General features: G+C 68.8%; 21 protein-coding genes. 11 read left to right on the forward strand and 10 right to left on the reverse strand.

The features are described from left to right. Window positions 1-6: 6 nt before the first annotated feature. Window positions 7-3,555 carry a hydantoinase B/oxoprolinase family protein gene (locus ABOZ73_RS14545; protein ID WP_369058858.1) on the reverse strand — a complete coding sequence of 1,183 codons (3,549 nt, stop codon included), beginning with the start codon at window positions 3,553-3,555 and terminating at the stop codon, window positions 7-9. Window positions 3,556-3,589: 34 nt separating this feature from the next. Between ABOZ73_RS14545 and ABOZ73_RS14550 the strand changes: the two genes are divergently transcribed. The 4 genes from ABOZ73_RS14550 to ABOZ73_RS14565 all read left to right on the forward strand — a co-directional run bounded on the left by ABOZ73_RS14550 (window position 3,590) and on the right by ABOZ73_RS14565 (window position 6,166). Continuing rightward, window positions 3,590-4,285, forward strand: a complete 696-nt coding sequence (locus tag ABOZ73_RS14550) for a TerB family tellurite resistance protein (RefSeq protein ID WP_369058859.1) — start codon at window positions 3,590-3,592, stop codon at window positions 4,283-4,285. A 114-nt stretch (window positions 4,286-4,399) separates the two neighbouring features. Next, window positions 4,400-4,705, forward strand: coding sequence for a hypothetical protein (locus ABOZ73_RS14555; RefSeq protein WP_369058860.1), 306 nt, complete (start codon window positions 4,400-4,402; stop codon window positions 4,703-4,705). Window positions 4,706-4,771: 66 nt separating this feature from the next. After that, window positions 4,772-5,062, forward strand: a complete 291-nt coding sequence (locus ABOZ73_RS14560) for a putative quinol monooxygenase (RefSeq protein ID WP_369058861.1) — start codon at window positions 4,772-4,774, stop codon at window positions 5,060-5,062. A gap of 3 nt (window positions 5,063-5,065) precedes the next feature. Continuing rightward, window positions 5,066-6,166 (forward strand): NADH:flavin oxidoreductase, encoded by a 1,101-nt coding sequence (locus ABOZ73_RS14565; protein ID WP_369058862.1) that lies wholly within the window; start codon window positions 5,066-5,068, stop codon window positions 6,164-6,166. Between the two features lie 107 nt (window positions 6,167-6,273). Here the strand turns inward: ABOZ73_RS14565 and ABOZ73_RS14570 are convergent, their stop codons facing one another. The 5 genes from ABOZ73_RS14570 to ABOZ73_RS14590 form a co-directional block, all read right to left on the reverse strand. Then, a complete protein-coding gene (locus tag ABOZ73_RS14570; protein ID WP_369058863.1) occupies window positions 6,274-7,185 on the reverse strand; it encodes an SMP-30/gluconolactonase/LRE family protein in 912 nt (303 codons plus the stop codon). Window positions 7,186-7,379: 194 nt separating this feature from the next. Further along, window positions 7,380-7,895, reverse strand: coding sequence for a dihydrofolate reductase (locus ABOZ73_RS14575; protein ID WP_369058864.1), 516 nt, complete (start codon window positions 7,893-7,895; stop codon window positions 7,380-7,382). After that, window positions 7,892-8,197 carry a phosphoribosyl-ATP pyrophosphohydrolase gene (locus tag ABOZ73_RS14580; RefSeq protein ID WP_369058865.1) on the reverse strand — a complete coding sequence of 102 codons (306 nt, stop codon included), beginning with the start codon at window positions 8,195-8,197 and terminating at the stop codon, window positions 7,892-7,894. Before ABOZ73_RS14580 ends, ABOZ73_RS14575 begins: the two co-directional genes overlap by 4 nt. Continuing rightward, window positions 8,197-9,036 (reverse strand): thymidylate synthase, encoded by an 840-nt coding sequence (locus tag ABOZ73_RS14585; protein ID WP_369058866.1) that lies wholly within the window; start codon window positions 9,034-9,036, stop codon window positions 8,197-8,199. The genes ABOZ73_RS14580 and ABOZ73_RS14585 overlap by 1 nt, the downstream gene beginning before the upstream one ends. An 88-nt stretch (window positions 9,037-9,124) precedes the next feature. Further along, complete coding sequence (locus ABOZ73_RS14590) at window positions 9,125-9,676, reverse strand: DUF924 family protein (protein ID WP_369058867.1); 552 nt, start codon at window positions 9,674-9,676, stop codon at window positions 9,125-9,127. A gap of 135 nt (window positions 9,677-9,811) precedes the next feature. On the opposite strand from ABOZ73_RS14590, the gene ABOZ73_RS14595 reads away from it, so the two are divergent. The 3 genes from ABOZ73_RS14595 (at window position 9,812) to ABOZ73_RS14605 (ending at window position 12,543) form a co-directional block, all read left to right on the forward strand. Then, a complete protein-coding gene (locus tag ABOZ73_RS14595) occupies window positions 9,812-10,717 on the forward strand; it encodes an RcnB family protein (protein ID WP_369058868.1) in 906 nt (301 codons plus the stop codon). 155 nt (window positions 10,718-10,872) lie between these two features. Next, on the forward strand, window positions 10,873-11,892 hold the full coding sequence (gene ilvC / locus ABOZ73_RS14600; RefSeq protein WP_369058869.1) for a ketol-acid reductoisomerase: 1,020 nt from the start codon (window positions 10,873-10,875) through the stop codon (window positions 11,890-11,892). An 87-nt stretch (window positions 11,893-11,979) separates the two neighbouring features. After that, complete coding sequence (locus tag ABOZ73_RS14605; protein WP_369058870.1) at window positions 11,980-12,543, forward strand: nucleoside 2-deoxyribosyltransferase; 564 nt, start codon at window positions 11,980-11,982, stop codon at window positions 12,541-12,543. Here the strand turns inward: ABOZ73_RS14605 and ABOZ73_RS14610 are convergent. Further along, window positions 12,540-13,280, reverse strand: coding sequence for a tRNA1(Val) (adenine(37)-N6)-methyltransferase (locus tag ABOZ73_RS14610; protein WP_369058871.1), 741 nt, complete (start codon window positions 13,278-13,280; stop codon window positions 12,540-12,542). The two genes, ABOZ73_RS14605 and ABOZ73_RS14610, sit on opposite strands and share 4 nt — an antisense overlap. Before the next feature lie 74 nt (window positions 13,281-13,354). Between ABOZ73_RS14610 and ABOZ73_RS14615 the strand changes: the two genes are divergently transcribed. Further along, window positions 13,355-14,395, forward strand: a complete 1,041-nt coding sequence (locus ABOZ73_RS14615) for a polyprenyl synthetase family protein (protein WP_369058872.1) — start codon at window positions 13,355-13,357, stop codon at window positions 14,393-14,395. 32 nt (window positions 14,396-14,427) lie between these two features. Then, window positions 14,428-14,823, forward strand: coding sequence for a YccF domain-containing protein (locus tag ABOZ73_RS14620; RefSeq protein WP_369058873.1), 396 nt, complete (start codon window positions 14,428-14,430; stop codon window positions 14,821-14,823). 56 nt (window positions 14,824-14,879) lie between these two features. On the opposite strand, the gene fumC is transcribed toward ABOZ73_RS14620, so the two are convergent. Further along, window positions 14,880-16,271, reverse strand: a complete 1,392-nt coding sequence (fumC, locus tag ABOZ73_RS14625; protein ID WP_369058874.1) for a class II fumarate hydratase — start codon at window positions 16,269-16,271, stop codon at window positions 14,880-14,882. An 83-nt stretch (window positions 16,272-16,354) separates the two neighbouring features. On the opposite strand from fumC, the gene ABOZ73_RS14630 reads away from it, so the two are divergent. Beyond that, the gene (locus ABOZ73_RS14630) at window positions 16,355-16,711 is read left to right on the forward strand and encodes a RusA family crossover junction endodeoxyribonuclease (RefSeq protein WP_369058875.1); all 357 of its coding nucleotides are present in this window, start codon (window positions 16,355-16,357) and stop codon (window positions 16,709-16,711) included. A 16-nt stretch (window positions 16,712-16,727) separates the two neighbouring features. Here ABOZ73_RS14630 and ABOZ73_RS14635 read toward each other — a convergent pair whose 3' ends face one another. Continuing rightward, window positions 16,728-18,797, reverse strand: a complete 2,070-nt coding sequence (locus ABOZ73_RS14635; RefSeq protein ID WP_369058876.1) for a serine hydrolase domain-containing protein — start codon at window positions 18,795-18,797, stop codon at window positions 16,728-16,730. Window positions 18,798-18,948: 151 nt separating this feature from the next. Between ABOZ73_RS14635 and ABOZ73_RS14640 the strand changes: the two genes are divergently transcribed. Continuing rightward, complete coding sequence (locus ABOZ73_RS14640; RefSeq protein WP_369058877.1) at window positions 18,949-19,470, forward strand: hypothetical protein; 522 nt, start codon at window positions 18,949-18,951, stop codon at window positions 19,468-19,470. Here ABOZ73_RS14640 and ABOZ73_RS14645 read toward each other — a convergent pair. Further along, window positions 19,467-20,225: a C13 family peptidase gene (locus ABOZ73_RS14645; RefSeq protein WP_369058878.1), complete on the reverse strand. Its 759-nt coding sequence runs from the start codon at window positions 20,223-20,225 to the stop codon at window positions 19,467-19,469. The two genes, ABOZ73_RS14640 and ABOZ73_RS14645, sit on opposite strands and share 4 nt — an antisense overlap.

Genomic DNA, 20,225 nt, shown 5'->3' on the forward strand with positions numbered 1-20,225 from the left:
CAAAATCTAAAGTTTGGGGGCGTCGCCGGGCGCCGGACCGTATCCCCCGCCCCCCGGGGTTTCGATCTCGATGGCGTCGCCAGGCTTGACCATAACGGAGAAGCAGCCGGAAAGCTCCCGCACGGTTCCATCAGATTGCAGCAATCGTTGGGCGCCGGGCTTTCCGGGCGATCCGCCGGCCAGCCCCTGGGGGGCGTAATCGCGGCGGGTGGACAGCAGGGCGGCTTCCATTTCCGCCAGGAAACGCACCCGGCGCAGGGCCCCGTCGCCGCCGGGCATGGCGCCCGCGCCGCCGGAGCCGTGGCGCACGCCGAAGTGCTCCAGCCGAACCGGATAGCGCCGCTCCAGGATCTCCGGATCGGTGAGGCGCGAGTTGGTCATGTGGGTGTGGATGGCGCTGGTCCCCGGCCTCGCCGCCGTGGCGCCGGAGCCGCCGCACAGGGTCTCGTAGTACTGCCGCGTCTCGTCGCCGAAGGTGAAGTTGTTCATCGAGCCCTGGCTGTTGGCCATGACCCCGCAGGCGGCGTAGAGCGCATCGACCACGTGCTGGCTGGTCTCCACATTGCCGGCGACCACGGCGGCCGGCGGCGCGGGATCGAGCATGGAGCCCGGCGTGGTGGTGATGTTCAGCGGATGCAGGCAGCCGGCGTTCAGCGGAATCTCGTCGTCCACCAAGGTGCGGAAGACATAGAGCGCCGCCGCATCGACGATGGCCGCCGGAGCGTTGAAGTTGCTGGGCAGCTGGCCGGCGGAGGCGGTGAAGTCCAAGGCCGCTTCGCCCCTGGACTGGTCCACGGTGATTTTCACGACGATCTCGCCGCCGCCGTCCATGGGCACGCGCGCCTGGCCGTCGGTCAGCTTGCCGACCGCGCGTTTGACGGCGGCCTCGGCGTTCCTTTGTACGAAGACCATGTAGCGTCCGACGGTCTCGCCGCCATGGGCCTCGATCATCGACGACACGGCGCCGGCGCCGGCCTGGCAGGCGGCGATCTGGGCCTTCAGGTCGGCCAGGTTCTGGTCGGGGCGGCGGGCGGGGCGCCTTCCGGCCAGCAGCACGGCGCGGACGTCGTCCTCCAGGAACACGCCGCCACGCATGATCGGCAGGGCGTCGAGCATGACGCCTTCCTCGTCGATGGTCTTCGAGAAGGGCGGCATGGAGCCGGGCTGAACGCCGCCGACGTCGGCATGGTGACCGCGCGCGGCGACATAGAAGGTCGGGCTGGCCGCCGCGCCGACGAAGATCGGCATGACCACGGTGATGTCCGGCAGGTGGGTGCCGCCGGCATAGGGGTTGTTCAGGGCGAAGGCGTCGCCGGCCTTTAGCACCGGATGACGGTCGCGCACCGCCCGCACGCTGGCGCCCATGGAGCCTAGGTGGACCGGCATGTGCGGGGCGTTGGCGACGAGGCCGCCATCGGCGTCGAACAGGGCGCAGGAGAAGTCCAGGCGCTCCTTGATGTTCACTGACTGGGCCGTGCGCTCCAGCGCCGCGCCCATGGCCTCGGCCACGCCCATGAAGCGGCGGTTGAACAGCTCCAGGGTGACGGGATCGGGCTTGTCGGCGGCCAGTTGCGTCACCTTGGCGGCGCCGGTGCGGGTCAGGCGGACGAGGCCGTCCTCCTCCGCCTTGGCGGTCCAGCCGTCGAGCACGGCGATCTGGGTGTCGCCGCGGATGATCAGGCAGGGGCCGGCGGCGGTGGTGAGTTCATCGGCGAAGATCACCGAGGGATCGCCGGAGGCGGCCGCGGCGGGGCGTAAGATCGAGCCCTTCGAAGGGGCGTCGGACCCGGCTTGCTCCACTTCCACCTCGACACTGGCGATGATCACCGCGCGGGTCGGCTCGATGAACCCGAACAGCCGCTGGTGGGCCTGTTCGAAGGCGGTCTTGGCGGATTGCGCATCGGCCAGAGCCACGGGCAGGGCGGCGTCGGCGCCGTCGTAGCGCAGCAGCAGGCGGCGTTCGGCTTTACTGGCTTCCGCGCCTTGGGCGGCCATGGCGGCCTGCGCCTCGTCTTCCAGACGAGCGGCCAGCACTTGAGCGTCGGACAGGCCGTCATGGAGCGTCTTCTCAAGACCCGCCTGGCGCAGGACGCGCACGCGGGCCTGACCGATGCCCCAGGCGGACAGCAGGGAGGCGTATTTGGGGCTCAGGACCTCGGTCACGCCCAGGGCCTCGGCCACGGCGCAGGCGATCTGGCCGCCGGCGCCGCCGAAGGCGACCAGGGCGTGGTCGCGGGGGTCGAACCCGCGCTCAGTGGAGATGCGGCGCACCGCCTGGGCGGTTTGCTCCACGGCCACGGCGACGAAGCCCTCGGCCGCCGCCTCCGGGGTCTCGGCGCCCATGGCCTTGGCCAGTTCGGACAGGCGGGCGCGGGCGGCCTCGGCGTCCAGCGGCGCGTCGCCGTTGGGGCCGAAGACTGACGGGAAGAAGCGTGGATCGAGGCGGCCGAGCACAAGGTTGGCGTCGGTCAGGGCGGCGGGGCCGCCCCGCCCATAGGCGGCCGGGCCGGGCATGGCGCCGGCGCTGTCCGGCCCCACCCGGGCGCGGAAGCCGTCGAAGGAAAGGACCGAGCCGCCGCCCGCGGCCACGGTCTCCACGTCCAGCATGGGCGCGCGCAGCTTGGCGCCGGCCACGGTCGCCTTGTCGCGCCGCTCCAGCACGCCGGCGTAACGGCAGACGTCCGTGGACGTGCCGCCCACGTCGAAGCCCAGCGCCGCCTTGCCGCCCGCCGCCTCGGACGTGCGGGCGACGCCGACCACGCCGCCGGCCGGGCCGCTGACCACGGCGTCCTTGCCGCGGAAGTCGGGGGCGCGGACCAGCCCGCCAGCCGAGGTCATGAACCACAGGGGCGCGCCGTTCACGGCGTCGGCCACCTGGCGGACATAGGCGCGCAGGATCGGGGTCAGATAGGCGTCCGCCACGGCCGTCTCGGCGCGGGGGATGAAGCGGGGCAGGGGAGAGACCTCGTGGCTGAGGGCCACGTAGTCGAAGCCGATGTCCTCGGCGAGGCGGCCGGCGGCCAGCTCGTGGGCTGGGTCGAGGTCGGCGTGCAGGAAGGCGATGGCGACGCTTTCGAAGCCCTCGGCCTTCCTGGCGGTCAGGGCGGCGCGCAGGGCGTCGAGGTTCAGGGTTTCGACGACCGCGCCGTCAGCACCCAGACGCTCGTCCGCCTCCACCACGCTGGAATAGAGCGGGGCGGGCCGGGTCAGGTCGAGGGCGAAGAGGTCGGGGCGGGACTGGTCGCCGATCATCAGGGCGTCGGCGAAACCGCGCGTGACGACCAGCAGGGTCTTGGCGCCCTTACGCTCCAGCAGGGCGTTGGTGGCGACGGTGGTGCCCATCTTGATGGCGGCCACGCGGTCGGCGGGAAAGGGCTCGCCGGCCCGCGCGCCCAGCAGGCGGCGCATGGCCTCGACGGCGGAGTCCGCATAGGCGGGCGAGGCCGACAGCAGCTTTCGGGTGTGTTCGATCCCTTCAAGATCGCGCCCGATGACATCGGTGAACGTGCCGCCGCGGTCGATCCAGAAAGTCCAGCCGGCCGTATGTGTTGTCATGCGAACGCCACCATCTTAAACTTGTAGTCCTCCCATGAGCTTCTGGCGCAACATAGCAAGCCTCGCCGCCCGCAAGGTGGACGCTGCCGACTGTACGGACTGTCCCGCCGGCCGTCCGGGCGAGGATCCCGCGTTCTCGACCGCGGTGACCGCGCTTGGCGCCAAGCTGGCCAGCGCCGACGGTCGTGCGGGCGAGGACGAGTTCGCCGTCTTCTCGGAGGTCTTCCAACCCGATGCCGGGTCGGAACGCAATGTTCATCGTCTCTACGACCTGGCGAGCCAGACCACCCGGGGCTTCGAAAGCTACGCCAAGCGACTGGCCAAGCGTTACCGCCATTGCCCGGATCTGCTGGAGAACGTGCTGGACGGGCTGTTCCATATCGCCCGCGCCGACGGCGTCGTCAGCCATGACGAGCTGGTCTACCTGGAACAGGTGGCGCAGCTGTTCGGCATGTCGCCCCTGGCGTTCCGCCGCCTGAAGGCCACGCATCTGGGGGCGGGGCCGGACGATCCCTATGAAATCCTCGGCGTTCCGGCCGATGCGCCCGACAACATCGTGCGCGCCGCGTGGAAGGCGGCCCTGACCCTGGCGCATCCGGACAAGATGCACGGGCGCGGCCTGCCGCAGGAGTTCATCGAGGTCGCCCACGCCAAGGCGGCGGCCATCAACGGGGCCTTCGACACCATCATGCGCGAGCGTCGGGAACTGTCCCTGGCCGGCGCCGCTTGATCAGGCCTGACGCGGCTTTTGCGCCCGATTACGGCTTGTTCAGTTGACGTGACTATCTTGTGACCCAAATTATGGGTTGAGGACGCAGGTAAGCGTCCGTTGAAGGCGATGGCGATGGAACGGTTGGCTGCGGCGACGGGTAAGGGTTCGGCATTCCGGGGGCTGTTCTGGCTGGCCGGGGCGCTGGCGACTCTCGCCGCCGCCGCTGTCGGCGCCGTGCTGGCCGTGTTCGCCGCCGCCACCGTGGTGGTGATCGCGGTTATGGCCACCGCCCTGCTGACCCTGGCCGGCATGGCCAATCGCGCCCGCCGCACCGCCCGCGCCCGCAAGGCCAGCGCCGCCGATCCCCAGATCATCGAGGCCCGGCAGACCGGCGGTCATTCGTGGGTCGCCTACGGCTGGAACGAAAGCCCGCGCTAACAAGCGCTTTTCAATCGCAACCGACTGCGCTTAACGTGCCGATCAAACAAATGTTTGGAGGCGCGCATGATCGGCGTTGTGGCCACCCTTCGGGTGCAGGACGGCAAGAACGAGGGCTTTGAGAAGGCCTTCCTGGACATGGCCGCCCAGGTGCGCGGCAATGAGCCGGGCAACGTCATCTACCAGCTGACCAAGAGCCGGACCGAGCCGAACACCTACAAGGTGCTGGAGCTCTACGCCTCGGAAGACGCGATGAAGGCCCACGGCGCCAGCGACCATTTCAAGGCCGGCGGCGCCAGCCTCGCGCCGTTCATGGCCGCCCGTCCCGAGATCGAATACCTCGACGTGGTGGAATAGCCGATGTCGCTCGACGCCCTGTTTCAGCCGTTCTCCGTCAAGTCGCTGACGGTCCCCAACCGGGTGGTCATGGCCCCCATGACCCGTTCGTTCTCGCCCGGCGGCGTGGCGACCGGCGAGGTGGCCGACTATTACCGCCGCCGCGCCGAGGGCGGCGTGGGCCTGATCGTCACCGAAGGGACGGGGGTGGCGCGCCCCGCCTCGCTGAACGATCCGGCCGTGCCGCGCTTCCATGGCGAGCCGGAACTGGCCGCCTGGGGCAAGGTCGTCGAGGCCGTGCATGGCGCGGGCGGCAAGATCGCCCCTCAGCTGTGGCACGTGGGCGCCGTGCGCACCCGCAGCGAGGACTGGACCCCGCCGGGGCCGTACGACAGCCCGTCGGGCCTGTCGCGTCCGGGCAAGACCTTCGGCGTCGGCATGACCGATGCGGAAGTCGCCGACGCCATCGACGCGTTCGGCCGCGCGGCGGCCGAGGCCAAGCGCCTGGGCTTCGACGCGGTGGAGCTGCACGGGGCCCATGGCTACCTGATCGACCAGTTCTTCTGGGAAGGCACCAATGTCCGCGCCGACGGCTATGGCGGCGCCACCCTGCCCGAGCGGGCGCGGTTCGCGGCCGACATCCTGAAGGCCGTGCGGGCGGCGGTGGGGCCGGGCTATCCGGTGATCCTGCGTGTGTCGCAATGGAAGCAGCAGGACTATGACGTGAAGCTGGCCAAGTCGCCGGACGAGCTGGCCGCCTGGCTGCAGCCGCTGGCCGACGCCGGCGCCGATGTCTTCCACTGCTCGCAGCGCCGCTTCTGGGAGCCGGAGTTTTCGGGCAGCGACCTGAACTTCGCCGGCTGGACCAAGAAGGTGACCGGCGTGCCGACCATCACCGTGGGTTCGGTGGGCCTGTCGGGCGAATTCATCGCCGCCTTCGCGGGCGAGGGCAGCCAGCCCGCCTCGATCGACGGCCTGCTGGAGCGTCTGGAGCGCGGCGAGTTCGACATGGTCGCCGTTGGCCGCGCCCTGCTGCAGGATCCCGACTGGGTGCGCAAGATCCGCGAGGGCCGCAGCGCCGAACTGAAGGCGTTTGAGCGTCAGGCGCTGGGGGTTCTGTACTGAGTACGTGCTTCGAGACGCGCTGCGCGCTCCTCAGCATGACGAGCTTTGTCGGACTTTGACTTGGTCATGCTGAGGAGTGGCCGACAGGCCGCGTCTCGAAGGACGCACTAAGCGCTGAAATTCAGCTTCAGCCCTGGCCGGGGCCAGCGGGCCTTGTAGAGCTTGCCGGTCCCGGAGGCGGTGATCCAGGCGTCGCGCATGTCCGCGCCGCCAAAGCAGATGTTGGTCACGATCGGGTCAGGGAAGGCGAAGTGCTCGGTGGCGCCGTCGGGGTCGAAGGCGGTGATCCCGCCGTTGATGATCGTCGCCACACAGACCTTGCCGCCCGCCTCGACCGCCAGACTGTCGAGCAGTTGATAGCCCGGCAGGGTGCAGACCACGCGGGCCGGTTGGAACATCGGCGGTTCGGCCAGCACGCCCGGCGCGGCCAGATCGAAGGCCCATAGGCGACCCAGGGTCGTGTCGGCCATGTAGACCACATCCTCGTCCGGGGAGAGGCCGACGCCGTTGGGCGAGACGAACTGGCCGCGCACCTGCTCGATCCCCGTGCCGTCGCTCTTGGCGTAGTAGAGCGCGCCGAACTTGCGGCCCTCGGGCGTCGTGCAGCCGTGGTCGGTGAACCAGATGCCGCCCTGGCGGTCGAAGACCAGATCGTTGGGGCCGACCAACCGCACGCCGTCGCAGGCGTCGTAGAGCGTCTCCACATGGCCGGTCTTCAGATCGACCCGCTGGATGGAGCCGCCCACGTGGGTCGACGGCGTCGGGCCGGGGATGTTCAGCCCGCCCATGTCATGGAAGTTGAAGGCCCCGCCGTTGTTGGTGATGTAGACCGCGCCGTCCGGGCCAAGCGCCGCGCCGTTAGGGCCGCCGGGCAGGTGCGCCACGGTCTCGCGCTTTCCGTCCGGCGTGACGCGGGTCAGGGTCTGGCGCTGGATCTCGACCAGCAGGACCGAGCCGTCGGCCATGGCGATGGGGCCTTCGGGAAACTCCAGTCCATCGGCGGCGAGTTGGATGTCCATGATGCGCTCCCTTGTTCGCCTCTGGCGGGCGTTGGGGAGAGTATGAGGGCGGCGATCCGGAGTGGCGAGGCTGTCGTGGCGTAAGCCTAGCGTCCTCCGGAACGTGTCCACCCGGCCGCTCCTCGGGATGACGAATTCAACAACAACCCAAGCTCGTCATGCTGAGGAGCGCGTCTCGAAGCACGCACGACCTCTCAGCGCCGCTCGAGCACCCGGAACACGAACGGGAAGTCGTCGCCCTCGCCGGCGGGGTGTTCCTCGCGTCGGACCTCGACCCAGGCGCTCTCGTCGAAGGCGGGGAAGCGGACGTCGCCTTCGACCTCGGCCTGGACCTCGGTCAGGTACAGACGGCGAGCCTTGGGCAGGGCCATCTCGAACAGGGCCGAGCCGCCGATGACGCAGACCTCGTCGACGCCGTCGTCCTCGGCCTGCTCGCGGGCGATCTGGGTGGCCTCAAGGAAGCTCTCGCAGACGATGGCGCCGTGCGGCTCGAACGAGCCGTCGCGGGACAGGACGATGTTGGTGCGGCCGGGCAGGGGCTTGCGGGGCAGGCTGTCCCAGGTCTTGCGGCCCATGATCACGGGCTTGCCCAGGGTGGTCTGCTTGAAGATCGCCAGGTCCGACTTCAGCCGCCAGGGCAGGTCGTTGTCACGGCCGATCACGCCGTTGAGGGCGCGGGCCACGGGGCCGACGGTGAGGATGACGCTCATGCCGGCTCCTTCAGCCAGGCCAGCCACTTAGCATCCACGGCGGCGTCGAGGTCGACGCCCGCCTGACGGCAGTAGATCAGGAGCATGCACAGAACGTCGGCCGCCTCGGCGGCGCGGTCGGCCTCGCTGGCCTCGCCCCGGCCGCGGCCGGTCAGGCGCAGGTGCGCCTGGGACAGCTCGCCCAGTTCTTCCTGCAGCTTGATCAGCGCCCAGTCGCGATCACGGTCGATGCCGTAATTGGCGGCGTAGATGTCCGACACGGCCATGACCTTGTCGGTGAGGGCGGCGAGGGGGCGGGACATCAGACCGAGACGGCGGCCTTGATGTGGGCGTGCGCCTCGTAGCCTTCCAGCTGGAAGTCCTCGTAGGTGAAGGCGAACAGGTCGCGCTTGTCGGCCACGTTCATGGTCGGCAGGGCCAGGGGCTCGCGCGCCAGTTGGGTGCGGGCCTGGTCCAGATGGTTCAGGTAAAGGTGCGCGTCGCCCAGGGTGTGGACGAACTCGCCCGGCTGCAGGCCGACGACCTTGGCCACCATCAAGGTGAGCAGGGCGTAGGAGGCGATGTTGAACGGCACGCCCAGGAAGACGTCGGCGCTGCGCTGGTAGAGCTGGCAGGACAGCTTGCCGTCGGCGACGAAGAACTGGAACAGGCAGTGGCAGGGCGGCAGCGCCATGTCCTCGACATCCGCCGGGTTCCAGGCGGAGACGATGTGACGGCGGCTGTTGGGGTTGGTCTTCAGCCCTTCGATCAGGCGTTCGATCTGGTCGATGCTCTCGCCGTTCGGCGCGGCCCACGAGCGCCATTGCTTGCCGTAGACGGGGCCAAGCTCGCCGTCCTCGTCCGCCCATTCGTCCCAGATCGAGCAGCCGTTCTCCTTCAGCCAGGCGATGTTGGTCTCGCCGCGCAGGAACCAAAGCAGCTCCACGATGATGGAGCGCAGGTGCAGCTTCTTGGTGGTCAGGACCGGGAAGCCCTTGGACAGGTCGAAGCGCATCTGCCGGCCGAACACGCCCAGCGTGCCGGTGCCCGTGCGGTCGCCGCGCTGCACCCCATTGTCGAGGATGTCCTGGAGCAGGTTCAGGTACTGGCGCTCCGGGTGATCCGAAGCGGCGGCGGGCGGGTTCAGGAGGGTGGCGGTCATGGGCATTCGCCTGTCTGTCTACCGCACGAAGGTCGGCTGATTCGCGTGGTTTTCGGACCCGTCCCCAGGCCATCCACAACTTGATTCGTCAGCCTGTGAATCCGTCCTCTTCCAGAAACGCCTGCTCCTCGGCCGTGGTCTTGCGGCCAAGCTGGCGGTTGCGGTGGGGGAAACGGCCGAAGCGCGCGATCACGGCATGGTGGTGCTTCGCCCACTTGGCGACATCCGGATCGCCCTGCTCCTCGGCCAGGGCGTTGAAGTGGGCGAGGGCCTGGTCCTGGTCCGCCAGCACTTCGGAGTGTTGCAGCGGCAGATAGAGGAAGGGGCGCAGCTTCGGTTCGAGCTGCTTGTCGAAGCCGGCGGCCAGCGCCTCGCGCGCCACCTTGCGGGCCAGGGGATCGGTGGCGAAGGCATGGCCGGAGTTGCGGAACAGGTTGCGCGGGAACTGGTCGAGAAGCAGCAGCAGGGCCAGGACGCCCTCGGCGTTCGCGGTCCAGGCGTCGTACTCTCCCCGGGCGGCGGCGAAGTGGGTGGGCTCGAAGCGCAGGCGGATGGCCTGGTCGAAGGCGTCGCTCTTGGCGAACCACTTCTCCGGACCCGCCTGGATCCAAAAGCCGATCACGTCCTGGGGCGTCGCCATGGGCTCGATTCTCCTGCACGTCACATTCAAGCGCGGTTCATGCGCCCTAGCCCATTAGATCGGGGCAACGGGCGCGGGCCCAGTTCCGATCATGGAAACAGCCCACGCCTCTGGAGTTAGACCATGAAGCGTTTGATGACGACCGCTTTGACCCTCGCCCTGATGGCGACGACCGCGACCGCGGCCCTCGCTCAGGAACGCGGCGGGCGCGAGCGTGGCGGCGGTCCGCGCGAAGACCGTGGCGGCCGCCAGGAACAACGGATGGAACGCGGCGACCGTGGTGATCGCGGCGGCGGCCGTGGCGACTGGGGCGGCGGTGATCGCGGCCAGCGCCAGCGGCCCGATGCGTCCAGCCGACCCAACTACACCCCGACCCAGGCGGCCCCGACCTCGCCGCCGGCCTTTACCCAGCCTCAGGCGGCTCCGGGCCAGGATCGCGGCGGGCGCGACTGGAACCGTGGCGACAACACCAACCGGGGCGGTGAGAACCGCGATTGGAATCGCGGCGGCGACCGTCGGGACGACAACCGCAGCGGGCGCAATGACGGCCGCAACGACAACGACCGTCGTGGTGAGCAGAGGGGCGAACAACGCCCGGACTGGAATCGCGGCGACAATGATCGCCGGGACGACCGTCGTTGGGACAACGGCCCGCGCAACAACAACGACAGGCGCTGGGACAACGACCGTCGCGGTGGTGACCGCTTCGACCGTGATTATCGCCGCCCCTCCCAGATGCGCGACCGCGACCGTGGCCGGGGCTGGTACGATGAGCGCCGCTGGCAGCGCAGCTACCATGCGCCGCGCCGGTTCCGCGCGCCGGTCTATCGTCCGCCCGCCGGCTGGTACGCCCGCAGCTGGGGCTATGGCGACTTCTTGCCGCGCGGCTGGTTCGGGTCGAGCTATTACCTGAACTGGGGAACCTACGGCCTGGGCCTGCCGCCCATCGGCACGGAATGGGTCCGCGTCGGGCCTGACGCCTTGCTGGTGGACATCTGGACCGGCCGCGTGCTCAGCGTCTACTACGGGCTCTTCTGGTAGGAAGAGGATCAGCCCCGGCCTCACGGCCGGGGTTTTTTCTTTCTCCAAACCGCCGCCACCCTTGACGGCAGCGCAAAAAAACGCTGGATAGCCCCGCTTTCGCCGGACAGACATTGCTTGATCCGGCTTCTAACCGACCTGTCAGGAGAATAAACATGCGCGTCTATTATGATCGCGACGCCGACCTCGCCCGCATCCTGGACAGGAAGATCGCGATCGTAGGCTATGGTTCGCAAGGCCACGCCCACGCGCTGAACCTTCGTGACTCCGGCGCCAAGAACGTGGCCGTCGCCCTGCGCGCCGGCTCCCCGACCGCCAAGAAGGCGGAAGGCGAGGGCCTGAAGGTCATGACCGTGGCCGAAGCCGCCGCCTGGGCCGACCTGATCATGATCCTGGCCCCCGACGAGCATCAGGCCGCGATCTACAAGAACGACATCGCCCCCAACATTCGTGACGGCGCGGCCCTGCTGTTCGCCCACGGCCTGAACGTCCACTTCGGCCTGATCGAGCCCAAGGACACCATCGATGTGCTGATGGTCGCGCCCAAGGGCCCGGGCCACACCGTGCGCGGCGAGTACCAGAAGGGCGGCGGCGTGCCCTGCCTGATCGCGGTGCATCACAACGCCACGGGCAACGCCCTCGACCTTGGCCTGGCCTACGCCTCGGCCATCGGCGGCGGCCGTTCGGGCATCATCGAGACCAACTTCCGTGAAGAGTGCGAAACCGACCTGTTCGGCGAGCAGGCCGTCCTGTGCGGCGGCACGGTGGAGCTGGTCCGCGCCGGCTTCGAAGTGCTGGTGGAAGCCGGCTACGCCCCGGAAATGGCCTATTTCGAGTGCCTGCACGAACTGAAGCTGATCGTGGACCTCATGTACGAAGGCGGCATCGCCAACATGAACTACTCGATCTCCAACACGGCCGAGTACGGCGAGTATGTCACCGGCCCGCGCATCATCACGCCCGAAACCAAGGCCGAGATGAAGCGCGTCCTGGAAGACATCCAGTCGGGCAAGTTCGTCCGTGACTTCATGCTGGAAAACCAGGTCGGCCAGCCGTCCTTCAAGGCTACGCGCCGCCGTTCGGCCGAGCACCAGATCGAGGAAGTCGGCGGTCGCCTGCGCGACATGATGCCCTGGATCGCCAAGAACAAGCTGGTGGACCAGACCAAGAACTAAGGTCTGTCGTCAGCCCGCGAGATCAGGCCCCCCGCCGTTCGACGGCGGGGGGCTTTTTCTTGCCGCCTTCGCGGGCGTAGATGATCCATGCGTTCAATCCGATCCCTGTACCTGGCCGGCCCTCAGCCCTGGCTTCCCGACGCCGCGCGCCAGATGGGGCTGCAACGGGCGCTGTGCGACGCCGCCGGTCTGATCGCCCTGCTGCCGGACGAGGGCGCTCTGCTGGCCCAGGAGCCTTCGGAGCTTCTCGCCCGTCAGATCTATGCCGCCCGCATGGCCGCCATGCGCCAGGCGGACGCGGGCGTGGTCGATCTGACGCCCTGGCGCGGACCCAGCGCCGATCCTGGCGCGGCGTTCGAAGCGGGGGCGCTGTCGGGCCTGGGCAAGCCGGTCTTCGCCTACATGAACATCACCGTCGACGACGACGCCGACCTGGCCACCCGCCTGTCGGGATATGTCGGCGTGGAGATCGGCGAGGACGGGACCGCCTATGACCAGGACGGCTGCGTCATCGAGGATTTCGGCCTGCCCGAGACCCTGATGCTGTGGGCCGAGGCGCGGCGGCTGTTCATCGTGGTCACCAACGACCCTCTACGGGACCTGACCGGCCTGCAGCTATGCCTTGAGGCGCTTCGCCAGTACGCGGGCTAGGTCCAGGGGAGGGAGGCTTCACCACGCAGGATCGCCTCGGCCTGCGCCGTATGCTTGGCCCCGGTGCGGTCGTGCAGGACCCGGGGCGGCAGCAGGACCAGCGGCGCCTTGCCGGTCTTGATCGCCCGCACCAGCACGCGCTTGGCCGGCTGGTCGGCGAAGGGATGCACGGGGCGGATCCTGAAGGAGCCCGCCTTGGGCGAGAGCAGGGCCAGGATGTCCGCCAGCCGGTCGGCGCGGTGGACGATGGTGATGGTCCCGCCCTCGCGCACCGCCTTCAGCAGGAAGGCCGCCCAGGCCTCCAGTCCTCCATCCGCCATCCAGGCGCCGGTCTTGGCCGCCGCCGGGGCGCGCAGGGCGTTGGGATCGTCAAAGAACGGCGGGTTGGCCATGGCGGCGTCGAAGGGCTCCGTCGCCAGGGCGCGGAAACCGGCCTGAACATCGGCTTGCCGCACCTGGACCCGTTCCGCCAGGCCGTTGAGGGCGGCGTTATCGCGGGCCAGGGCGGCGGCGGCGGCGTCCCGCTCCACGCCGGTGAAACTTGCGCCGGATCGCCGCACCGCCGCGGCCAGCAAGGCCCCGCCGGCGCCGCATCCCGGTTCGATGACCCGCGCTCCATCCGCCGCATCGCAAGCCGCAGCAAGAAGTGCGGCGTCGAGTCCCGCCCGATAGCCGCCCGCCGCCTGCCTCAGGCGGACGCGTCCGTTAAGCACACTATCTTCGGCGACCTCGTCCACGGCGAATTTTCAAGCCTTGCCCTTGGTTTCCCCCTGACCTATCCCGACCACTAGGACCCCTGCAACGTCGAGCGATGTTCGGGGAATTTGTGGAGCGATACGTTTTGGACGCAGCCGTCACGGCTCAGGCACGCCGGCCCGGTTCGGTCGACCCGATCGTCCGCCTTTCGGCGGACGACATGGTGAAGGTGAACGCCCTCATCACCGACCGCATGCAAAGCGACGTCGCCATCATTCCCGCCCTGGCCGATCACCTGATCGCGGCCGGCGGAAAGCGCCTGCGTCCGCTGCTCACCGTCGCCGCCGCCCGTCTGGCCGGCGCGTCGGACGACAACTGCCTGAAACTCGCCGCCGCCGTGGAGTTCATCCACACCGCCACGCTGCTGCATGACGACGTGGTGGACGGCAGCCAGCTGCGCCGCGGCAAGGTCGCCGCCCATCTGATCTGGGGCGGCGCGCAAAGCGTGCTGGTGGGCGATTTCCTGTTCGCCCGGGCCTTCGAGCTGATGGTCGAGACCGGCTCGATGACGGCGCTGGAGATTCTGGCCCGCGCCAGCCGCGTCATCGCCGAGGGCGAGGTGCTGCAGCTGACCCGCAGCCACGACCTGAACCTGTCGCAGGACCTCTATATCGAGATCATCGGCGCCAAGACCGCCGAGCTGTTCGCCGCCGCCGCCGAGGCGGGCGCGGTCTCGGCCGAGGTCGAGACGGTGAAGACCGCCGCCTTGCGCGCCTATGGCATGAACCTGGGCCTGGCGTTCCAGCTGGTCGACGACGCACTGGACTACGGCGGCACGACCGAGGCGCTGGGCAAGAACGCCGGCGACGACTTCCGCGAAGGTAAGGCCACCCTGCCGCTGCTGCTGGCCATCGCCCGCAGCGGCGCCAAGGAGACCGAGTTTTGGGAGCGCACTGTCGGTCGCCGCGAACAGACCGACGCCGACTTCGCCCGCGTGCGCGAGCTGATGGTCGGTGCCGGCGCCATCGAGGCGACTTTGAACCTGGCCGCCGATTATGCCGAAGCGGCCAAGGCCGCCCTGAAAGGCTTCCCCGCCAACGACTGGCGCGACGCCCTGGAGCAACTGGCCGACTTCTCCGTCAGCCGTCGGGCCTAGAGCTCAAGCTCGACCTCTGACAGAGTACGGGGATGATCCGTCTCATCCTCAATCTCCTGTGGTTCTTCCTTGGTGGCTGGCTGGCCGGTCTGCTGTGGCTGCTGGGCGGGCTGCTGCTCGCCATCACCATCGTCGGTCTGCCCTATACGGGCGCGGCGTGGCGCATCGCGGGCTTCGCCTTCTGGCCGTTCGGCAAGGACGTCGTCTCGCGCGCGGCGATTAGCGGCGAGGACGTCGGCACCGGGCCTCTGGGCTTCTTGCTGAACGTGGTCTGGTTCGTGCTGGGCGGCTGGTACATCGCCCTGGCGCACCTGATGATCGCCGTGGCCGAATTCATCAGCATCATCGGCATCCCCTTCGCCCTGAAGGACCTGCAACTGGCCCGCATCGCCTTCGCCCCGATCGGCACGGCGGTGGTGCGCAAATAGGAAAAGGGCGGCTGCGAAGAGCCGCCCTTTCCATTCTTCGGTCCTAAAAAGGCCGATCAGCCGGGGCTGACCATCTTTTCCGGACGGACGAGTTCGTCGAACTCTTCGTTGGTCAGGTAGCCGCCGCCGACGGTCTCTTCGCGCAGGGTGGTGCCGTTCTTGTGGGCGGTCTTGGCGATCTTGGCGCAGTTGTCGTAGCCGAGGCGGCCGTTCAGGGCCGTGACCAGCATGAGGCTGTTCTCGACGCCCTTCTTGATGTTGTCGATGCGCGGCTCGATGCCGACGACGCAGTTGTCGGTGAAGCTGATCGCCGCGTCGGCCAGCAGGCGGACCGACTGCAGGAAGTTGTAAGCCATCACCGGGTTGAAGACGTTCAGCTCGAAGTGGCCCTGGCTGCCGGCGAAGGTGACGGCGGCGTGGTTGCCGAACACCTGCACGCAGACCTGGGTCAGGGCTTCGCACTGGGTCGGGTTGACCTTGCCCGGCATGATCGACGAGCCCGGCTCGTTCTCCGGCAGGGCCAGCTCGCCCAGACCCGCGCGCGGGCCCGAGCCCAGGAAGCGGATGTCGTTGGCGATCTTGAACAGCGAGGCGGCGACCGTGTTGATGGCGCCGTGGCTGAACACCATGGCGTCGTGGGCGGCCAGGGCCTCGAACTTGTTCGGGGCGGTGGTGAAGGGCAGGCCGGTGATGCCGGCGATGGCTTCGGCCACGCCTTCGGCGAAGCCGATCGGGGCGTTCAGGCCGGTGCCGACGGCGGTGCCGCCCTGGGCCAGCTGCATCAGCTTGGGCAGGGTCTGCTCGATGCGCTCGATGCCGTTGGCGACCTGCTGGGTGTAGCCGCCGAACTCCTGGCCCAGGGTCAGCGGGGTGGCGTCCTGGGTGTGGGTGCGGCCGATCTTGATGATGTCCTTCCACGCCTCGGTCTTGGCGGCGAGGGCGGCGTGCAGGTGCTTCAGGGCCGGGATCAGGTCGTGGACGATCTGCTCCGCGCAGGCCACGTGCATGGCCGTCGGATAGGTGTCGTTCGACGACTGGCTCATATTGACGTGGTCGTTCGGGTGGACGGGCTTCTTGGAGCCCATCTCGCCGCCCAGGATCTCGATGGCGCGGTTCGAGATCACCTCGTTGGCGTTCATGTTCGACTGGGTGCCCGAGCCGGTCTGCCAGACGACCAGCGGGAAGTGGTCGTTCAGCTTGCCTTCGATGACTTCGTTGGCCGCGGTGACGATGGCCTTGGTCAGCTCGGCGTCCAGTTTGCCCAGCTTGTGGTTGGTCTCGGCGGCGGCGCGCTTGACCACGCCCAGGGCGCGGACGACGGGCAGGGGCTGCTTTTCCCAGCCGATCTTGAAGTTGCCGAGGCTGCGCTGCGCCTGGGCGCCCCAGTAACGGTCGGCGGCGACTTCGATCGGGCCGAAGGTGTCGGTTTCGGTGCGGTTGGCGGTCATGTGCTCAATCCCCTGAACGCGTGTTGGGGGCGGTTTAACGGGCCAGGGGGCGACTGCAAAGCCGTAAGGCTCTATGGAGTCTCATGGATGACGGCTGGACACATCACGGCAAGGTGCGCGCGCGCGAGATCGACGGCGTGCTGGAGCTGGTCGTCGACGGCCTGACGACCCAGGCCAAGTACTACAAGCCGTTGATCTATGAGTTCTTCCGCAAGGCCTGGCGCGGCTCTCGCCCGGCCTGGGGCGAATTCTCGGTGGAGATCGGCATGGACTATGTCGGCGATCCGCCGTGGCTGGATCTCGACAACCTGGCCAAGGCGCTGCTGGACTCCATCAAGGGCTACGCCTTCCACGACGACGCCCAGGTGGCCCGCCTGCTGGTCCAGCGCCAGGCAGGCGAGCGCGAGCGCATCACCATCAAGGTGTGGAAGCTGTCCTAGCCGGACGCGCCCCTAGTCAGACGCTCCAGGGGAACAGCGCGCCCCAGTAGGCCAGCAGCAGCGAGAAGGCGGTGAAGATCACCGTCGTCACCGAGAAGCGCAGCTTGCGCCACGGGGTCCAGCTATCGACCCGGCGACCGCCGCGCCACACGATGGGCAGGATCAGCAGGGTCGCTACCGACAAGATCGCCGCCACCAGCGCGCAGGCCGAGGCGATGGTCACCAGCGGCGAGGGCCAGCTGTAGAAGATCTTGACCACGTCGTCCCCGGCCGAGGCCCAGCCGGCGAACAGGCCGGCGGCCGCCAGCCACAGGATGGCCTGGGTGGTCTGCATCAGGCTGGCCTGGCGCTGGATCGAGGTCTGGCGCAGTTCGCGGTGATCGCGGGTGAACAGGCCGATCAGGGTGGCGAGGGAGGCGATCAGGGCCACGACCGTCAGGGCGATCAGGGTGTTGACCCGGTTGAACGGCCCCACGCGCTCGAAGGTCGAGATGCCGCTGCCGCTGAAGTAGCGGACCGCGCGGCCGTTCTCGACCACGAAGACCAGGTTCTGGGAGCCGGTGACGGATTTGAACACGCCTTCGCGGTCGGTGGCGCGCCAGGCGCGGGCGCCGCTGTCGCCGCCCGTGATCAGTTCGCCCTGGTCGTTCACCTTCACCTTGCTCAGGCCCAGGATGTGGCTGATGAAGCCCTCAAGCCCGCCATAGGCGCGGCGGGTGGTCAGGTAGGTCCCGGCATAGACAGCCGGGTCGGCCTTCACCGCCGGGGCGGAGAGCGGAGCCTCGGCCGGGCCGTAGAAGCGCTTGACGATCATGTCGGGCAGGGCGCTCGCCAGGGATGCGCCGCCTTCGGTGTTGGTGGAGATGAAGACGCCCAGGTTCAGCTCGGGGACCACCACCATCATCGAATGGAAGGACAGGGTGTCGCCGCCATGGCCGTAGCCGCGGCGATCGCCCGGCAGGGCGAAATCCATGAAGCCGTGGTTGTTGCCCGCGACGCCGGGCGCGGGGCGCCAGCTCTGGCCCGCGAAGCCTGCGGCCGTGCGCGGGCTGTAAAGCGGGGCGCGGTCGGCGCCGAGCGAGCCGTTGTTCAGCAGGACCAGCATGTACCTGGCCATGTCGCCCGCCGTGGAAGAAGCGGCGCCCGCCGGGGCGATCTGGCCGATGAACTCGTAGGGGCGGGCCTGATAGCCGCCGCCGGCCCAGCGGAAGCCTTGCGAGGCGTCGGCCGCCAGCTCCGCCGGCATCGGCAGGGGCAGGCCGTCGCGCACGTCGCGAACTTCGCGGAAGGTCGTGCGCCACATGCCCAGAGGACGGAAGATCTGCTCTTCGGTCAGTTGCTCGAACGGCTTGCCGACGACGTTGGACACCGCCTCGCCGGCCAGGCCGACGGCATAGTTGGAATAGGAGGGCACCATGCCCGGCTCGCGCACGCGGCGGACGCGTTCCTTCTGCAGGTAGAGCTCCAGCGGGCGGACGCGGTTGGCGTCGCGCTCGAACAGCTGGCCCATGGCGCGATCCTCGAACCCGGCGGTGTGGTTCATGGCGTGACGCAGCAGGACCTGCTGCTTGAAGCCCTGGTCGCGGATGTGCAGGCGCTCGGGCAGGTAGAGGTTCAGCGGCGCGTCCAGACGCATGCGGCCGGCCTCGACCTCCTTCATCAGGGCGATCCAGGTGAAGGTCTTGGAGATGGAGCCGATGCGAAACAGCGTGCGGTCCGGATCGACCGCCTTTCCCTGCTCCAGGTTCGAGACGCCGTAGCCCTTCTTCAGGACGACCTGGCCCCCCTGGACGACCGAGACGGTCACCCCGGCGATGTGGTCGTCGGCCATGGCCCGGCCGACGACGCCATCCACATAGGCCTCCAGCTGGATGGGGTTCAGGGCGGACGCAGCGGGGGGCGCCGGAGTCGCCGGCGTCGCGGGACGGGTCACGGTGGGGGCCGGGCGGGGCGCGGGGGCGGCTGGCGCCGAGGGCTCGACCTGGGCCTGGGAAATCGACGCGAAGCCGAGCGCGCCAATGGCGGCGGCGAGGAAAACCTTGGCGTTCATGCGCACGGACACCCGCTCGACCTCGTATTGATTCACTGCTGATCTGTCCCCTTGATAGGCACACTCGGCGGTGAAGGGTAGCGGCGCCGGAGCGGGAAACCGCAATGAGTGCGTAGATGCGCTAGGATGGTGCGAAGAGTTGGATGCGCTCGCCATGGGCGGGTCGCCTGAACCGGGGGGAATAGTCATGCGTCAAGTGATCGCCGTCGCCTTTTCATTGTTCGCCGCCACGGCGGCGCAGGCCGCCGAGCCGGCGACGCCGAAGGAGGCCATGGCGCCGCTGAAGCCGCTGGTCGGGCGCTGGCAGGGCGAGGGGTGGATGAGCACGCCGGCGGCGGGCCGCCAGACCTTCCTCTCCGAGGAGATCGTCAGCGAGCGCGTCGGCGGGGCGGCCCTGCTGGTCGAGGGGCTGCACAAGAGCAAGGTCGCGCCCAATCCCGTCGTGCATGACGCCATGGGGGTGATCGTCTGGTCGCCGCGCGACAAGGCCTATCGCTTCCGCACCAACCTCTCGACCGGCATGTACGGCGACCACCCGATGACGGTGGAGCCCGGCAAGTTCACCTGGGGCATGACGGTCGGGAACGGCGGCAAGGTGGAGTACGTCACGCAGTTCACCGCCGATACCTGGCATGAGGCGGGCCGCTACAGTCCCGACGGCCAGACCTGGACCCCGATCTTCGAGATGACCCTAAAGAAGAAGCCCTAGGGCGTGGGCGGCCGGGCGAAGGCGTAGAGCGGCAGGATCGGCCGCAGGCCGCCGCCGATCCAGACCTGGGGCTCGGACGGCGGCTCGGCCTTGGTCTCGATCTCCTTGGCCGAGACGCAGGCCTTGGTGCCGCTGGCCAGGGCCATGAAATCACGCGCCGTCGCGGTGGTGCGCAGGAAGCACTCGTCGAAATAGGGGTACCTGTCGCTCTCCCCGCAGCCGAAGGATGAGCGGTCGGGGCGGGCGGCGGTCATCACCATGCGCTGCGGCCCCGCCAACGGATCGACGAAGACGCCCGAGAAGCAGGCCGAGATCACCGCGATCACCGGCCGGCCCGGGCAGGCCCCTTCAATCATCGCCGCCAGCAGGGCGGGGGATAGCCGCCCCTCGCCAAAGGTGATGCCGCGCGGCTCGCCGTGGGAGGTGAAATAGAGCAGGCAGCCGGCCTTGGCCGTGCCGCTGGTGGCCTTGAGTTGCTCATAGACGCCGCGCAGGTCGGTCTTCTTGGGGCGCGAGGCGTACTTTTCCGGCTGCACCGAGAACTGGCTGATGTTGCTGGGGGAGAAGCCCATGGTCGCCAGTTGGGTGCTGACATCGCGGCGGGCGTTGTCGAAAGCTTCCGTCACGCCGCCGCCGTGAGCCTGGTTGTCGGCGGCGACCACCACCACGGCCCAGTCAGCGAAGGGGCTCGCAGCAAGGACGAGGCTGGGCAGGGCCAGTGCGAACGCCAAAACGACACCCGCCAGACCCCGCAT

The sequence above is a fragment of the Caulobacter sp. 73W genome (assembly GCF_041021955.1).
In the GTDB taxonomy this organism is placed as follows: Bacteria; Pseudomonadota; Alphaproteobacteria; order Caulobacterales; family Caulobacteraceae; genus Caulobacter.

Coding starts and splice junctions, on each gene's coding strand:
- ABOZ73_RS14545 (WP_369058858.1), bottom strand. CDS start 3,555: ATGACAACACATACGGCCGGCTGGACTTTCTGGATCGACCGCGGCGGC.
- ABOZ73_RS14550 (WP_369058859.1), top strand. CDS start 3,590: ATGAGCTTCTGGCGCAACATAGCAAGCCTCGCCGCCCGCAAGGTGGAC.
- ABOZ73_RS14555 (WP_369058860.1), top strand. CDS start 4,400: ATGGAACGGTTGGCTGCGGCGACGGGTAAGGGTTCGGCATTCCGGGGG.
- ABOZ73_RS14560 (WP_369058861.1), top strand. CDS start 4,772: ATGATCGGCGTTGTGGCCACCCTTCGGGTGCAGGACGGCAAGAACGAG.
- ABOZ73_RS14565 (WP_369058862.1), top strand. CDS start 5,066: ATGTCGCTCGACGCCCTGTTTCAGCCGTTCTCCGTCAAGTCGCTGACG.
- ABOZ73_RS14570 (WP_369058863.1), bottom strand. CDS start 7,185: ATGGACATCCAACTCGCCGCCGATGGACTGGAGTTTCCCGAAGGCCCC.
- ABOZ73_RS14575 (WP_369058864.1), bottom strand. CDS start 7,895: ATGAGCGTCATCCTCACCGTCGGCCCCGTGGCCCGCGCCCTCAACGGC.
- ABOZ73_RS14580 (WP_369058865.1), bottom strand. CDS start 8,197: ATGTCCCGCCCCCTCGCCGCCCTCACCGACAAGGTCATGGCCGTGTCG.
- ABOZ73_RS14585 (WP_369058866.1), bottom strand. CDS start 9,036: ATGACCGCCACCCTCCTGAACCCGCCCGCCGCCGCTTCGGATCACCCG.
- ABOZ73_RS14590 (WP_369058867.1), bottom strand. CDS start 9,676: ATGGCGACGCCCCAGGACGTGATCGGCTTTTGGATCCAGGCGGGTCCG.
- ABOZ73_RS14595 (WP_369058868.1), top strand. CDS start 9,812: ATGACGACCGCTTTGACCCTCGCCCTGATGGCGACGACCGCGACCGCG.
- ilvC (WP_369058869.1), top strand. CDS start 10,873: ATGCGCGTCTATTATGATCGCGACGCCGACCTCGCCCGCATCCTGGAC.
- ABOZ73_RS14605 (WP_369058870.1), top strand. CDS start 11,980: ATGCGTTCAATCCGATCCCTGTACCTGGCCGGCCCTCAGCCCTGGCTT.
- ABOZ73_RS14615 (WP_369058872.1), top strand. CDS start 13,355: ATGTTCGGGGAATTTGTGGAGCGATACGTTTTGGACGCAGCCGTCACG.
- ABOZ73_RS14620 (WP_369058873.1), top strand. CDS start 14,428: ATGATCCGTCTCATCCTCAATCTCCTGTGGTTCTTCCTTGGTGGCTGG.
- fumC (WP_369058874.1), bottom strand. CDS start 16,271: ATGACCGCCAACCGCACCGAAACCGACACCTTCGGCCCGATCGAAGTC.
- ABOZ73_RS14630 (WP_369058875.1), top strand. CDS start 16,355: ATGGATGACGGCTGGACACATCACGGCAAGGTGCGCGCGCGCGAGATC.
- ABOZ73_RS14640 (WP_369058877.1), top strand. CDS start 18,949: ATGCGTCAAGTGATCGCCGTCGCCTTTTCATTGTTCGCCGCCACGGCG.
- ABOZ73_RS14645 (WP_369058878.1), bottom strand. CDS start 20,225: ATGCGGGGTCTGGCGGGTGTCGTTTTGGCGTTCGCACTGGCCCTGCCC.